This window comes from Aestuariibacter salexigens DSM 15300, assembly GCF_000429145.1.
GTDB classification, from domain to species: Bacteria; Pseudomonadota; Gammaproteobacteria; order Enterobacterales; family Alteromonadaceae; genus Aestuariibacter; species Aestuariibacter salexigens.
In genome coordinates, this window is sequence record NZ_AUBH01000006.1 from 212,365 (window position 1) to 226,992 (window position 14,628).

Consider the following 14,628-nt stretch of genomic DNA (forward strand, 5'->3'; position numbering starts at 1 on the left):
TGATTTGTATGCACAACCATTCGTTTCAGATGACTAATCGTGCCTCGGTGACGGATGACTTTTTCGCCAGCCCATAGCCCATCCCAACAGACCAACAGCACCAATAATGACGGCTATTTCACGATGTTCAGTCAGCGCCCACACCATCACTGACATCAGCAGCATGGTAGAGCCAGCGAGGGTATACCAAAGTCCCTTTTGCGCGCGCATTTGCTGTTGTTGCTGCAACTCAAACTGCTTTTGCTGAAGTTCCGGGAGTTGTTTAAGTTGCCTCAGACTGTCATGCAGAAGGTCTGGCATTTCAGGCAATTTTTCTGACCAATAGGGTAGGTTTTCATAGACTTTTTTATACATGGCCTTAAAGCCAACTTGCTGTTTCATCCAGTTTTCCAAAAATGGTTTGGCCGTCTGCCACAAATCTAGTTGTGGATAGAGCTGGCGGCCCAAGCCTTCAATATAGAGTAATGTTTTCTGTAACAGCACAAGCTGTGGCTGCACCACCATGTTAAAGCGTCGCGCGGTATTGAAAAGCTGCAGCAGTACATGCCCAAATGAAATGTCGGCCAGCGGCTTTTGAAATATCGGCTCGCAAACAGTACGAATAGCCACTTCAAATTCATCGATATTGGTATCTGACGGCACCCAGCCTGAGTCTGCATGTAACTCCGCCACTTTGCGATAATCCCGGTTGAAAAACGCGATAAAGTTTTCTGCCAGATAGCGTTTATCATCACGATTGAGGGTACCAACAATGCCATAGTCAATGGCAATGTATTGTGGTTCCTGCGGATCAGCAATAGAGACAAAAATATTGCCCGGATGCATATCGGCATGGAAAAAACTGTCGCGAAAAACCTGCGTAAAGAAGACTTCTACGCCCCGCTCAGCAAGTTTTTTCATATCCACGTTCCGCTGCTTCAGGGTGGCAATATCAGAAATGGGCACGCCATATATTCGTTCCATGACCATGACATTGGTATGACAAAACTCGCTATAGATTTCGGGCACATAAAGCGCTGGAGAATCTTCAAAATTACGCCTTAGCTGGATACCATTGGCTGCCTCTCGACGCAGATCCAGCTCATCAATAATGGTTTTGCGATACTCCTCAACCACCTCTACAGGGCGTAACCGCTTACCATCAGGCAACCAGGCCTGCACCGCCTGGGCGATAGCTTGCAACAGCTCAATATCGGCTTCTATGGTGTGTCTGATAGAAGGACGAATAACCTTGACGACGACTTGCTGCTCTGTCGCTTTCAGCGTTGCCGTATGTACCTGAGCAATGGACGCCGACGCGAGCGGCTGTTCGGAAAAGTCAGCAAAGACTTCTTCGAGATATTTTAGCTGCAACGACGCTTTGACGATCTCTTTTGCTAGTGCGGTTGCAAAAGGGGGGACTTTATCCTGCAACATCGCCAACTCATCTGCCATGTCTTTATCAAGCAGATCACGGCGGGTAGACAGCATTTGGCCAAATTTTATAAATACCGGACCCAACGATTGCAACGCCAGACGTAAACGTACGGCAACCGGTTTATCCTTGTGCTTATTGCGTAACCAGAATATGCAGGCCCGGCCAAGGCGCGCATACCAGGGTAACCACTTATCTGGAATTAACTCATCCAGACCGTGCTCAAGTACGATTTTGTTAATCGTGTATAGCCGCCACAGTCTCATGCGTTTTTGCCCTGTGGCGAGTTTGCTGAGTTTTCGAGCTGTTCGAGACGTACCATTAAGCGGTCAGTATCCTGCCGTAACGCATCTACCTGGTCTGAAAAATGCGCAATAGCAATGGGATGCGCGGCAATGGGCTTTTCCTCCAGAACCGCATTTCTTACAGTATTGTGTAATGAGGTGGCAACTCGGGAAAAGCCGTTGGCAGCACTTTTTACGCTAGAAAATAACTGATGGGCGAACACATCGTTGGTCCGAGACGCAAGCTGCTCTTCCCAGTCGATGTCCAGTTCACCGAGCAACTGGCTGAATGCCTGAGCCACCTGAATATCACCATCAACATTGAGACGGCCTTGTTTGATTAAACCTGTTATCTGACTGGCGTCGCTTAGCTCGCTTAACGTACTAATAGACAATGAAATTTCGCAGTCCACCGGCGTGCTGTCATCATCGACGCGCTCATGAACCCTCACGGTCAACGGCGCATCCGCGTCAAATTGGAAGGCCAGCGGCCAGGGAGATTCTGCCAGTGTCACGCCGACCCTTTTACTTTGCAGCGCTTTACCCCGTGAGGTTGCACTGCGATCGAATGAAATCAGCGCATTGAGTACAGCTTCAATCGCTGCACAAGCAAGCTGTGCGGCTGGCATTAAAACTTAAACCCGCGATGCAGCGCGACAATCCCACCGGTCATGTTGTGATAGGTCACCTGATCAAACCCGACGTTCTCCATCATGCTTTTTAAGGTTTCCTGATCCGGGTGCATACGAATAGACTCGGCCAGATACTGATAACTTTCGCTGTCATTGGCGATCGCCTGCCCCATTTTGGGTAAAATGTGGAATGAGTACCAGTCGTACACTTTGCTGAACGTGTCATTGGTGGGCTTGGAAAACTCCAGCACCAGCAACCGACCGCCAGGCTTTAACACGCGAAACATTGATGCCAGCGCTTTGTCTTTGTCTGTCACATTGCGCAAACCAAATGCAATGGTAATGCAGTCAAAGGAATTGTCCGGGAACGGCAGGGCTTCGGCGTTAGCCTGCACATATTCAAGGTTACTAACCAGCCCTTTATCGCGAAGCTTGTCGCGCCCTACTTTCAGCATGGAGTCATTAATGTCTGCCAGCACAACTTTGCCGGTAGCGCCAACCATCTTGGAAAACTTGGCAGCCAGGTCGCCTGTACCACCCGCCAGGTCCAGCACGTGCTGCCCCGCCCTAACCCCACTGCAGTCGAGGGTATAGCGTTTCCATAGTCTGTGGATCCCCATGGACATCATGTCATTCATGACGTCGTATTTCGCTGCCACAGAATCAAAGACTCCAGCCACTAATGACGCTTTTTGAGAAGCGTCAACCTGCTTGAAGCCAAAGTGAGTCGTTTCCTGCTGGCCCTGGTTAGCACCTGGTGACACATCAGATGCAGGCGAATTGTCGTCGCGCATTATCATTTCCGTACTTTGTTTGCCGGCAAGTCTAGCGAAAATCGCCTGTCACGAACAGTCTGGCGATGTCACTCAGTTAACGTGATTATCACCGCAGCTGAATGCTACGACCTGACTAATGGCTTGCAACGAACGGCCGCTTTGCTGCTGCCAATCGTTAAATTGCTTTTGAATGGTGGCTAAATTCGATTTACTGCGCTCAGATCCTGTGATGAGGTTGTGTTGACGGAAATAATCCACCACGTCTTTACTGAGCAGGAAGGTGTCTTTGCCAACAAATCGCAGGGCATACGGTCCGGTGTTGCCGCCCAGTCGGGCACCATGCTTTTTCAGGTACTCCCATAGACCAACAATGTCTGTGCCTGGCCACGCCGCAACGAACTGCGCAAAGCTGCCGTGCTGACTGCGGACATCATCAATCATTAGGGCATTATCACGAATGGTTTTAATCTTGTTGAAGTTGCGCACGATACTTTTATCTTGAGCGCGCTGCTCCAGCATTTCGTCGGGCATCAGCAACACTTTCTCAATATCAAAATTGAAAAACAGTCGCTCAAAGTCTGGCCACTTTTGATTAATGATGCGCCACACAAAGCCCGATTGAAACACCTTGCGGGTAAATTCTGCCAGAAAGCGATCATCACCGACGCGCGCTAACTGCTGCTCAGTCAACGGCGCCCCCAGCAAAGACTCAAGCACACCATCTCCCCCCTTGCGCTGACTGGCGCGCTGGTAGATCTTGCTGAAAGGTTCGGCCCGACTCATGCGCTTTCTATACCTGAATGGCGCAGCAGTGCATCCACTCTTGGCTCTCGTCCGCGGAATGCGACGAATAACTCCATTGGTTCGCGACTGCCACCCATTTCAAGAATGTTATGCAGAAAGTCCTGTCCTGTTTTGGCATTAAACACGCCTTCTTCTTCAAATCGACTGAATGCATCAGCAGACAATACCTCTGCCCATTTGTAGCTGTAATATCCTGCAGCGTAGCCCCCCGCGAAAATATGACCAAAACTGTGCTGGAACCGATTAAACGATGGTGGCGTGACCACCGCAACATCTTCACGAACCTTATTGAGCAGTGTCTGCACATCCATACCAGGCTGGTAATCCTTGTGTAGCAGAAAGTCAAACAGGCTGAATTCAAGTTGTCTGAGCATTTGCATCGCTGACTGGAAGTTACGTGCGGCCTGCATTTTTTCCAGCAAATCATGTGGCAACGCTTCACCCGTTTCATAGTGTCCTGAAATAAATGCCAATGCTTCGTCCTGCCAGCACCAGTTTTCCAGGAATTGGCTGGGCAATTCGACGGCATCCCAGGCCACACCATGAATACCTGACACCCCGCCAACACTTATTTTAGTCAACATATGGTGAATACCGTGACCGAACTCGTGGAATAGCGTGATCACTTCATCGTGGGTGAACAGCGCCGGTGTATACCCTACAGGACCATTAAAGTTACACGTCAGATAAGCGACAGGTCGTTGTAACTCTCCGTTTGCTGTTATTCGGCGAACCTGACATTCGTCCATCCAGGCGCCACCGCGCTTGTGCGCCCTGGCATACAAATCAAGATAGAAACTGCCGCGTACACTACCCTGAGCATCCTGGATGTCATAAAAATGCACATCGTTGTGCCAGGTATCAACGTCGGTTCGCTCAGTAATGTTTACTCCGTAGAGTCGATTCACTACACCGAACAGACCCGCAATCACTTTGTCCTTCGGGAAGTAAGGACGCAGCATTTCGTCGGAAATGGCATATTTTTGCTGCTTAAGTTTCTCGCTAAAATAGGCGACATCCCAGGCTTGAAGGTCTGAAATTCCAGCAACTTGCTCGGCAAACTCGGCGACCTCTTCGTAGTCTTTTTGCGCCTGAGGACGCGAACGGGTGGCCAGATCGGTCAGAAAACTAACAACCTGTTGCGTAGAATCTGCCATTTTGGTGGCCAGAGAATACTCTGCGTAATTATCAAATCCAAGCAGCTGTGCAAGCTCGTGTCTGAGCGCCAGGGTTTCATCAATGATGGGGCCGTTGTCCCATTTGCCTGCGTTAGGTCCCTGATCTGATGCCCTTGTGGTGTAGGCAAAGTACATTTCCTGACGCAACTCGCGGTTGTCAGCATACATCATCACTGGCAAATAGCTGGGAATATCCAGAGTGAACAGCCATCCCTGCAGGTCCTTGCTGTGTGCGGCCTGTTTAGCGGCAGCCAGAGCAGACTCCGGCATGCCTGACAGCAGCGCTTCGTCAGTAATATGTTTTTGCCAGCCCATGGTCGCGTCCATGACCTGATTACTGAAGGTCGAGGCAAGATCCGACAGTCTCGCCCTGATTTGTGCAAAACGTTTTTTCTTATCTTCCTCTAATGCCACGCCTGACAGAGTGAAATCCCGCAGTGCATTGGTGACCACTTTGCGCTTTGCCTCATCAAGCGATGCGAAGGTGTCAGACTCAGTCAACGCTTTATAAGCATTGTACAAACCTTGATGCTGACCTACCCAGGTACCGTATTCAGATAATAGAGGAAGGCAGGCATCATGGGCTTTACGAAGTGGTTCACTGCTCACTACTGAGTTCATATGTGAGATCGGTGACCATATGCGACTCAGTTTGTCGTCCGCTTCTTCGACCGATTCTACGATGCTCTCATAGCTGATTGAGTCACCAGAAACTGCCTTCTCTATCGCTTGTTTACACATCTCAATGGCTTGTTCAACGGCTGGCTGTATGTGCTCAGGACGAATATCCGTGAAACGTGGCAGGCCGTTAAGATCGGTCAGTGGATTATTACTCATGAATCGCCTTGTACTTAATTATTTGATCTGCATTAAACATAAGGGTGATGAGTCAAAACACAAGCGCTTTAACGGCTGGTAAGTCACTTTTATCGATGTCATTATTTACTACAAATAACGCACGAATACTCGGGAACATCATTCATGAAAGAATTCGATTATATCTGTATCGGTGGCGGAAGCGGCGGCATAGCGTCAGCCAATCGCGCAGCACGTTATGGTAAACGCGCTGCGATTATCGAAGCAAAGGCGATTGGAGGTACCTGTGTCAACGTAGGTTGCGTACCTAAAAAAGCGATGTGGTTTGGCGCACAGGTCGCCGAGGCGATTAATCGCTATGCACCGGATTATGGATTTGACCTCGAGGTAAATGGATTCAGCTGGAATACTCTGGTTGAAAGCCGCGAAGCCTATATATCCCGAATTCATCAATCCTACGACCATGTGTTGAACAACAATGGGGTTACCCTCATCAAAGGTTTCGCAAAATTTGTAGACAAACACACTGTCGAAGTCGATGGCGAGCGATACACGGCGCCCCACATCACTATTGCTACTGGCGGCAAGCCGATGATCCCGGACGTGCCGGGTGCTGAATATGGGATAGACTCGGATGGATTTTTTGCCTTACAAGAACAGCCCAAGCGGGTCGTTGTCGTCGGCGCCGGGTATATCGGTGTTGAATTGGCGGGCGTGATGCATTCACTCGGCAGTGAGACGCATCTGGTAGTGCGCAAGCACGCACTATTACGTAATTTTGACCCCATGCTATACGACACACTGATGGAAGTGATGGCCGATGAAGGTCCGAACCTCCATACCCATTGTGCAACAGAGCGAATCGATAAAAATGCAGATGGCAGCCTGACAATCCATTTTACTAACGGCGCAAACATAGATACTGACTGTGTCATATGGGCAATTGGTCGGGTGCCGATGACCGATGGCATCGGCCTCGATGATATTGGTGTAGAGCGAGATCGTTGGGGCAATATCAAAGTTGATGAATATCAGAACACCAGCGTGCCAGGAATCTATGCAGTAGGAGATAACATCGGCAAAGTCGCGCTTACGCCTGTTGCCGTCAAAGCGGGGAGACTGTTGTCGGAACGGCTGTTTAACAATAAACCCGATGCCAAGATGGATTATGACACCATACCAACCGTCGTATTCAGCCATCCACCGATTGGCACAATTGGCCTCTCAGAGCCGGAAGCAGAGGAAAAGTACGGACACGGTAACATCAAAGTATACCGTTCAAGTTTCGGTGCCATGTATACCGCTGTAACCCGCCATCGTCAGGTCACACGAATGAAACTCATTTGTGCAGGTCCTGATGAAAAAGTAGTGGGCTTGCACGGTATTGGCCATGGCATGGATGAGATCCTGCAAGGGTTTTCCGTAGCAATTAAGATGGGCGCGACTAAAGCGGATTTTGATGCCTGTGTGGCGATTCACCCTACGTCGGCTGAAGAATATGTCACGATGTCGTAAAGCCGGGTGTGTGGCCTTATTATGGGTCATCACCAATTTATTTTCGGCTGCCGCTCAGGAAACTAATATTGTGGTAGCGGGTGCTCACTGGCCAGATTATATTAATCCAGACGGCACCGGTATTTATCTGACCCAAATACGCGAATCGTTTCCTGAAAACGTAAAGATAAAATGGGATGTTGGCGAGTTTGCCAGGGCCAGGCGGCTATTCGAATCTGGCCGAGCTGACATACTGATTGGTGCGTATCGCGATGATTACCCGCAAGAGTTATACCCCGATGCTCCACTTGATATTGAAAATGAGCTATTTGCTTATTTTCTTAAAAACGGCGTTCAATTCATCGAGTTAAGGAATCTTAACGGTACTATGATTGCCTGGCGCAGAGGTTACTCATTTGAGCATCTCATTCCAGACTATAAAGGCCATTTTGACTACGAGGATTCACAGCTTGCTTACAGGTTGCTGTCAGTAGGCAAGATTTCAATCATCCTCGACTATGAACATAACGTCCCTGAGGGCATGAGAGACAAACTCAGCGCCTTCCCGGTGTTGCCACAACAGCCCATTTGGTTGGTTTTTCACAATACTGAACGCGGTCACATGTTGCGAAGCCTGTATAAACAAGCAAATTGAAACGTTTGATTAACGAAATGGACACGTTAATAGATTGAACGGTCTATAGTTAGTGTTAGTGATATGTCGTGAGTAAATATCGATGAGTAGTGATTTCCTGTTTGCTGAAGATGACGAGATTGAAGAGGTCGAAGAGGAAAAAGCCAAATGGCGCATTCTAATCGTCGATGATGAAGAAGAAGTCCACAACATCACCCGCCTGGTCTTAAGTGATTTCCGCTTTGATAATCGCTCTCTCGAACTGATAAGCGCCCACTCGGCTGCTGAGGCGAAAAAAATCATGCTCAGCGAAATTGGTGATGATATTGCCGTCGCTTTTGTCGATGTTGTCATGGAAACCTCTCATGCTGGCCTTGAATTTGTGCAATGGGTTCGTCAGGAACTGGACAACCATAAAGTTCGATTGGTGTTGCGAACCGGACAACCTGGTGAGGCGCCTGAGGAGCGGGTTATCCATGATTACGATATCAATGATTATAAAAATAAAACCGAGCTTACCGCGCTAAGACTCAAAACCGTTGTTTATTCGGCGCTGCGTGGATACAGGGATATTCTGACCATAGAGCGACATCGTGCCGGCCTGGAAAAAATCATCGCCGCCACCACAGAATTTATCGAGTGCGATACATTGCCTCAGTTTGCATCAGCCATCCTCAAACAAATTGTGGTGGTACTCGGCATCGAAACCAGTGACGTCATTTGTTGCGCAGCCGCTCGGGAAGCTACATCCAGTCGCGCTACAGTGAATGTTCTTGCCAGTAATATCGATTCAGAAAACAGCTCACCAATTTGTAACCGCGTTGATCAGCGTTTACAGGATGCGCTAGACCGCAGGGAATCGATTCATGAGAGCGATTATTTTATCGGTTACTTCACTACCAAACGTGGCAATGAAAATTTGCTGTACGTCGCCAGAGATAAAGATCTTGACCCTCTGCAGCACCACTTACTGGACTTTTTCGCACATAATATTGCGGTTGCTCACGAGAATCTGAAATTACGTGAAGTGATCAGAGAATCGCAAAAAGAACTGTCCTATGTGATAGGTGAAGCAGTCGAAATGCGGTCCAAGGAAACCGGTAGCCATGTTAAACGGGTTGCTCATTACAGCTACTTACTCGCCAAACTTTACGGCTTGTCAGAGCAGCAAGCTGAAATGATCAAGCTGGCTTCACCGCTACACGACGTTGGCAAAGTGGGGATACCCGACCTCATTTTGAATAAGCCCGGTCGTCACGATCAGCGTGAGGCGCAGATTATGCAAACGCATGCCAACATCGGCTACGACATGCTGAAAAAATCAGATAATCCTATTCTTAATGTGGGTGCGGTGATTGCAAGGGAGCATCACGAAAGATGGGACGGGACAGGTTACCCGCGCGGTCTGGCAGGCGAACAAATTGACATTGCAGGACGCATCTCCGCCGTGGCAGACGTGTTTGATGCATTGGGAAGTCGCCGTTGCTACAAGGAACCCTGGTCGCTGGATAGTATTGTTGAGTTATTTGAGATGGAGAGAGGAAAACATTTCGACCCCAAACTTGTCGATCTCCTTTTACAAAATATTGACCAGTTTGTCGCGATTCGAAAGGCCTTCCCCGACCCGGAGAATGAAAAGCCACACTCTTAACTTTAAAAAAGTTGGATAGTAGATGAACTGAGTAAGGTGTCACCCTTTTCTTCATAAAAGAATAACTTCTGTAAGTAATGTGCGCCGTTCACCTCAATTTCATCAAACAGCTCAAAATGATTGTCTGGCAGTAATGGCCGCACATTATCCAATGCCATCCCCTGTTTTAGCTCTCCCCATCGCCAACCAACATGATTCTGGCTACTTGTGTAAATTGATGACAATAAGCGAACATGCGAGATCGCGTATGTATCGGCTTCAATGATCACGTGATTCGGATAAATCCAGTGACGCTTGCCAGGCTCAGTAAAATACTGGCCGATGGGTGCGGTTTTAATATCCTCCGGCGTCAACGGCAGTCCTTGTTCATGACGTATGACTAACTCATACAACAAACCAAAAAAATCCGGCGTGACGGTTTTGGTAAACGACGTCAGTGTTGACTCTAGAGAAGCATGCTGAATGGAGAATGATTTAACAATGCCATTAGCGTCGCCACCGCTGTGATCAAGAAAGTATTCAACATCAAGATATAACTGAGCTTGTCCAACGCTTCTTTGTAATCTCTGTTGGCCCTGCTCGAAGGGAATGGACAGATGTGCGGCAAGTTGCTCGACTGGTGCATCGTATAGGCGCTGACCTTCGACGGTCCAGGGATGCTCGTCAAAGCGTTGATCAAAATTCAACAGGTTAACAAACTCGGTGCTCAGCCATCTATTCTGACTGGCAATTTCAACCAGCCGACTGTCTTGAAACAATAACCATAAAGAACGGCCAAACCCGAGTAATCCCTCTTTCGCTGACAATGCAAGTTCAACGCTCGGTTGCCCAAGCTTCGCTTTAACCTGCTTTGGTGTATCGCCGAAGTGTACGCCAGCAATGTCAGTTGTAGAAATAAGCTCTGCCGAATCGATGTCAGGATAGTCAAACCGTGCTTTCTCCGGCAGAGTTAACTCAATCTCAAAGGCCAAACCTATCTTACCCAAAGATACGGCCTTTCCACCGCTCGCTGTTACGGGAGCAGCAACAAGATCTAATTCTTCGTTTTCATCGCATAGGGTGATTAATTGCGCATCCATCTCATAAAAGAATGCATCTGGTCCGATACGGCTATTGGCGTTTTGTGATGGTGAGATAATGCGGCTCGCGGTAAGGATAATGCCTTGCGCGGCGCGTTCATTGGCCATGTTGCGAATGGCCTCCAGCACCTTTTCTCGGGCAATATTCCGCTGCTCTTCGGTTAGTTTGGCATTCTCCATCAGCATCTTACGCTTGACGTTCACAGAATCGATAACGCGATAGTCACAGCGCGGATAATAGTCAAGAAACTCCACAGCACTTAGCGTGCTAGAAACGCTCAGCAATAGGGCGGCAATCCAAAACCTGTGGTGGGTACTTCCTGTCGACATAAGGGTTCATCGCTTTTACAAAGTAAAGCAAAACATACAGCAATGCAGATGCCTGTAAAAGTTTTGTGAACAAACCCAGGGTGAATTGGCGTATAGTAATTTACATGGCGTAAACTGATGCGTCATAAATAACGACAGTCATTCAGTGACAACAATAACGATACTGAATTCCCGGGAAACACTATGAAAAATACCCTCACGCGAGCAGCCCTCGCGCTTGGCCTGGCGTTGTCTGTAAACTCAGGTCTCACATTTGCAGAGACAGAAACCTCAGATGGCGCAGCAGCAACTTCCAGCTATGAAGACTGGGATGTACTAAATCCACCTTTCGAGCTTAACTCTGTATCCATAAATACTGACGAAACCACCTGGTCCAGTCTGGACATTACCCCAGATGGAAAGCATTTTGTTTTTGATATGCTGGGTAACATCTACATTGCCGGCATCGACGGTGGTGAAGCCAGGTCTCTGACCAATGACTTTGCCTGGGACCTGCACCCCACAGTCAGTCCGGATGGCAAAAAGGTTGCGTTTATCTCAGACCGTGACGGTTTATCGAATATCTGGGTCATGGATATTGATGGCGGTAATCTGCGTCAGGTGACCAAAGAAAAGAAAAACCTGATCCACGCACCGAAGTGGAGCCCGGATGGCCAGTACATTGTGGCAATGAAGGGGATCATGTCCAGCCGCAGTATTCCGGCTGGCGAAATCTGGTTGTATCACCAGAGCGGTGGTGACGGCATGAAAATCAAAGCCCGTCCGAGTGGCAACCGTGAACAGAACAACATTGCCGATCCAGCATTTTCGCCAGACGGCAAATACCTGTACTGGACACAAAATACGGTGCCGGGCGCCGGATTTGAATATAACCGCGATCCATTACAGGGTATTTTCGCTATCACTCGCTACAATCGTGAAACGGGTGAAGAAGAGCGTTATATCAGTGGCACCGGCGGTGCCGTCGTGCCTACTCCGTCTCCAGATGGCAAGCATGTTGCTTTCATTCGACGTATCAAAGATAAAACGACGTTATGGGTAAAAGATGTCCAGAGCGGAGAAGAAGCGCCACTATTTATGGGCCTTGAACGTGATATGCAGGAAGGCTTTGGTACAGAGGGTTACTTCTCTTACTTTGACTGGACGCCAGATTCAGAGCACATCATGTTCTGGACAGCTGGCAAGTTCCATAAACTCAATGTAGAAGACCAGACACTGGCAACCTTGAATGTGTCAGTGAACACAGAACTGCAATACGCAGATGCTGTTCGTTTTAATGTTGATGTGGCGCCAGATGAATTTGATATCAAAATGGTGCGCTGGGCGCAAAAGTCACCGGATGGTAAGTCTGTATTATTCCAGGCGCTGGGCAAACTCTACGTGCGGGATATCAAATCAGGCAAAACCAAACGCCTGACCAAGCAGAACGACCATGACGAATACTATCCTCGTTATTCGCACGATGGTAAAAAGATTGTCTATACCACCTGGCACGATCAGGAGCTTGGCAGCGTTCGTGTCGTATCTGCAAGGGGTGGTCGCGGAGAAGTCATTACTGATGTAGCCGGCCATTATGTCGAGCCCAGTTTCTCAACAGATGACAATATGATCACATACCGTCGTTTCACTGGCGGTTACCTGCTGGATTCTCGTAATTCGGTTGAACCCGGCATTTATCTCCATGATCTGGAGGAAGAAACCAACACACGCATTGCCACATCAGGACGTGAGCCTCATTTTGCGGGCAACAGCGAGCGTGTCTATATCACCGAGTCCGTCCCCGGCACAGACTACCCTGAAACACAGCTGGTGAGTGTGAATCTGCAGGGTGATGATAAACGCGTACACCTGTATGGCGGAGATATGGTACGCGAGTACCGCCTGTCACCTGACGGTCAATGGGTTGCGTTTGTACACCAATACAATGCGTTTGTTGCACCGTTTGCTGACAATGGCCAAAAACTGAATCTGGGGCCCAAAATGACCTCACTGCCGGTTAAGCAATTATCCAAGCGTGCGGGCGAATACTTAACCTGGTCAGCAGACAGTCAGACTGTTGGCTGGTTCCACGGTCCTTACTTCTTTGAGCGCAGCCTGAATCAAGCCTTTGATTTTGTTGCTGGTGCCGCTGAGGATATGCCTGAGCCCGTCGAAGAAGGCCTGAACCTGTCGTTCAAGCAGACAACCGATAAACCTGAAGGCGTCAAAGCATTGGTTGGTGGTAATGTCGTCACCATGCGCGACGCTGACAATGTGCAGGAAGTTATCGACAATGGCGTAGTCGTTATCGATGGCAACCGCATCGTGGCGGTAGGCAGTGCTGATGAGGTCAGTGTTCCCGATAATGCGATGGTAATTGATACATCGGGCAAAACCGTTATCCCGGGTCTTATTGACACCCATGCTCACGGTGCGCAAGGTCGTGAAGAACTGATCCCACAACAGAATTGGAGCCAGTACTCTAACGTTGCGTTTGGCGTGACAACGATCCACGATCCTTCCAACGACACGACCGAAATTTTTGCCGCTGCAGAGCTGCAAAAGGCAGGCAAGATTGTTGCTCCTCGTATCTATTCAACCGGTACGATTCTGTATGGCGCAGAAGCACTTGGATATAAAGCCATCGTTAATAACTATGAGGATGCGTATTTCCACGTCAGACGTTTGAAAGACGTCGGTGCAATCTCGGTGAAAAGCTACAACCAGCCACGTCGCGATCAGCGCCAGCAAATTCTTAAAGCGGCCCGCGAGTTAGGAATGATGGTCGTCCCCGAGGGTGGGGGTAAGTTCCAGCAGAATATTTCTATGCTAGTTGACGGTCATACCGGTCTCGAGCACGCACTTCCAATCGCGCGCGGTTATGATGACCTAAGCGCGTTGTGGGGTGCCACAAAATTCGGTTACACACCAACATTTGTGGTCTCTTACGGCGGTATGATGGGCGAAGAATACTTCTATGACCGTAGAGAAGTGTGGAAAAACGAGCGTCTGATGCGCTACACGCCGTACTACATTGTCGACCGTCGTTCTATTCGTCGCCCCACGGCACCTGACAATCAATACAATCACGTAGCCGTCGCAGAATATGCCAAAGAACTGCGTAATCGCGGTGTGGGCGTGCACATTGGTGCGCACGGCCAACGCGAAGGTCTGGCTGCGCACTGGGAGCTGGATATTATGCATCAGGGTGGATTCACGCCTTGGGAAGCGCTTCGCGGTGGCACTATTGATGGCGCCAGACACCTGGGAATGGATGCTGATATCGGCAGCATAGAAACCGGCAAACTGGCCGATCTGGTCGTCATTGATGGGGATGTGCTGAGTGATTTAAGCCGCAGTGAATACGTCACTTATACCGTACTTAATGGTCGTGTATATGATGCTGCAACAATGAATGAGGTAGGCGGACGCGAGCGCAAGCCGTTCTTCTTTGAGGCACGCAACCAGGCATTTATGCCTGCGGCCACACAGATGGCGGTAGACGCAAAAGCGAAACGTCACCACTGGGTACATTAATCAATGTAAAAACATGAGGC

The 14,628-nt window shown here is 48.9% G+C and carries 10 protein-coding genes; 4 read left to right on the forward strand and 6 right to left on the reverse strand.

Annotation, left to right across the window (positions count from 1 at the left end; genetic code table 11):
- Positions 1–33: 33 nt before the first annotated feature.
- The 5 genes from ubiB to prlC all read right to left on the reverse strand — a co-directional run bounded on the left by ubiB (position 34) and on the right by prlC (position 5,925).
- Positions 34–1,680 (reverse strand): ubiquinone biosynthesis regulatory protein kinase UbiB, encoded by a 1,647-nt coding sequence (ubiB, locus tag G441_RS0111270; RefSeq protein ID WP_026376446.1) that lies wholly within the window; start codon positions 1,678–1,680, stop codon positions 34–36.
- Positions 1,677–2,327, reverse strand: a complete 651-nt coding sequence (locus G441_RS0111275) for a ubiquinone biosynthesis accessory factor UbiJ (protein ID WP_026376447.1) — start codon at positions 2,325–2,327, stop codon at positions 1,677–1,679. The genes ubiB and G441_RS0111275 overlap by 4 nt, the downstream gene beginning before the upstream one ends.
- Positions 2,327–3,124, reverse strand: coding sequence for a bifunctional demethylmenaquinone methyltransferase/2-methoxy-6-polyprenyl-1,4-benzoquinol methylase UbiE (ubiE, locus tag G441_RS0111280; RefSeq protein WP_051275550.1), 798 nt, complete (start codon positions 3,122–3,124; stop codon positions 2,327–2,329). Before ubiE ends, G441_RS0111275 begins: the two co-directional genes overlap by 1 nt.
- A gap of 72 nt (positions 3,125–3,196) precedes the next feature.
- The gene (locus G441_RS0111285) at positions 3,197–3,889 is read right to left on the reverse strand and encodes a DNA-3-methyladenine glycosylase I (RefSeq protein ID WP_026376449.1); all 693 of its coding nucleotides are present in this window, start codon (positions 3,887–3,889) and stop codon (positions 3,197–3,199) included.
- Positions 3,886–5,925 (reverse strand): oligopeptidase A, encoded by a 2,040-nt coding sequence (gene prlC, locus G441_RS0111290; protein WP_026376450.1) that lies wholly within the window; start codon positions 5,923–5,925, stop codon positions 3,886–3,888. The genes G441_RS0111285 and prlC overlap by 4 nt, the downstream gene beginning before the upstream one ends.
- A gap of 144 nt (positions 5,926–6,069) precedes the next feature.
- On the opposite strand from prlC, the gene gorA reads away from it, so the two are divergent.
- The 3 genes from gorA (at position 6,070) to G441_RS0111305 (ending at position 9,683) form a co-directional block, all read left to right on the forward strand.
- On the forward strand, positions 6,070–7,419 hold the full coding sequence (gorA, locus tag G441_RS0111295; protein ID WP_026376451.1) for a glutathione-disulfide reductase: 1,350 nt from the start codon (positions 6,070–6,072) through the stop codon (positions 7,417–7,419).
- Between the two features lie 10 nt (positions 7,420–7,429).
- Positions 7,430–8,053 (forward strand): hypothetical protein, encoded by a 624-nt coding sequence (locus tag G441_RS0111300; protein WP_034474901.1) that lies wholly within the window; start codon positions 7,430–7,432, stop codon positions 8,051–8,053.
- 82 nt (positions 8,054–8,135) lie between these two features.
- Entirely contained in the window at positions 8,136–9,683 is a 1,548-nt protein-coding gene (locus G441_RS0111305; RefSeq protein ID WP_026376453.1) for a DUF3369 domain-containing protein, read from the forward strand.
- Positions 9,684–9,685: 2 nt separating this feature from the next.
- Here the strand turns inward: G441_RS0111305 and G441_RS0111310 are convergent, their stop codons facing one another.
- Positions 9,686–11,092, reverse strand: a complete 1,407-nt coding sequence (locus tag G441_RS0111310) for a hypothetical protein (RefSeq protein WP_156896355.1) — start codon at positions 11,090–11,092, stop codon at positions 9,686–9,688.
- A 183-nt stretch (positions 11,093–11,275) separates the two neighbouring features.
- On the opposite strand from G441_RS0111310, the gene G441_RS0111315 reads away from it, so the two are divergent.
- On the forward strand, positions 11,276–14,608 hold the full coding sequence (locus G441_RS0111315; protein WP_026376455.1) for an amidohydrolase family protein: 3,333 nt from the start codon (positions 11,276–11,278) through the stop codon (positions 14,606–14,608).
- The last annotated feature ends 20 nt before the right edge of the window (positions 14,609–14,628 follow it).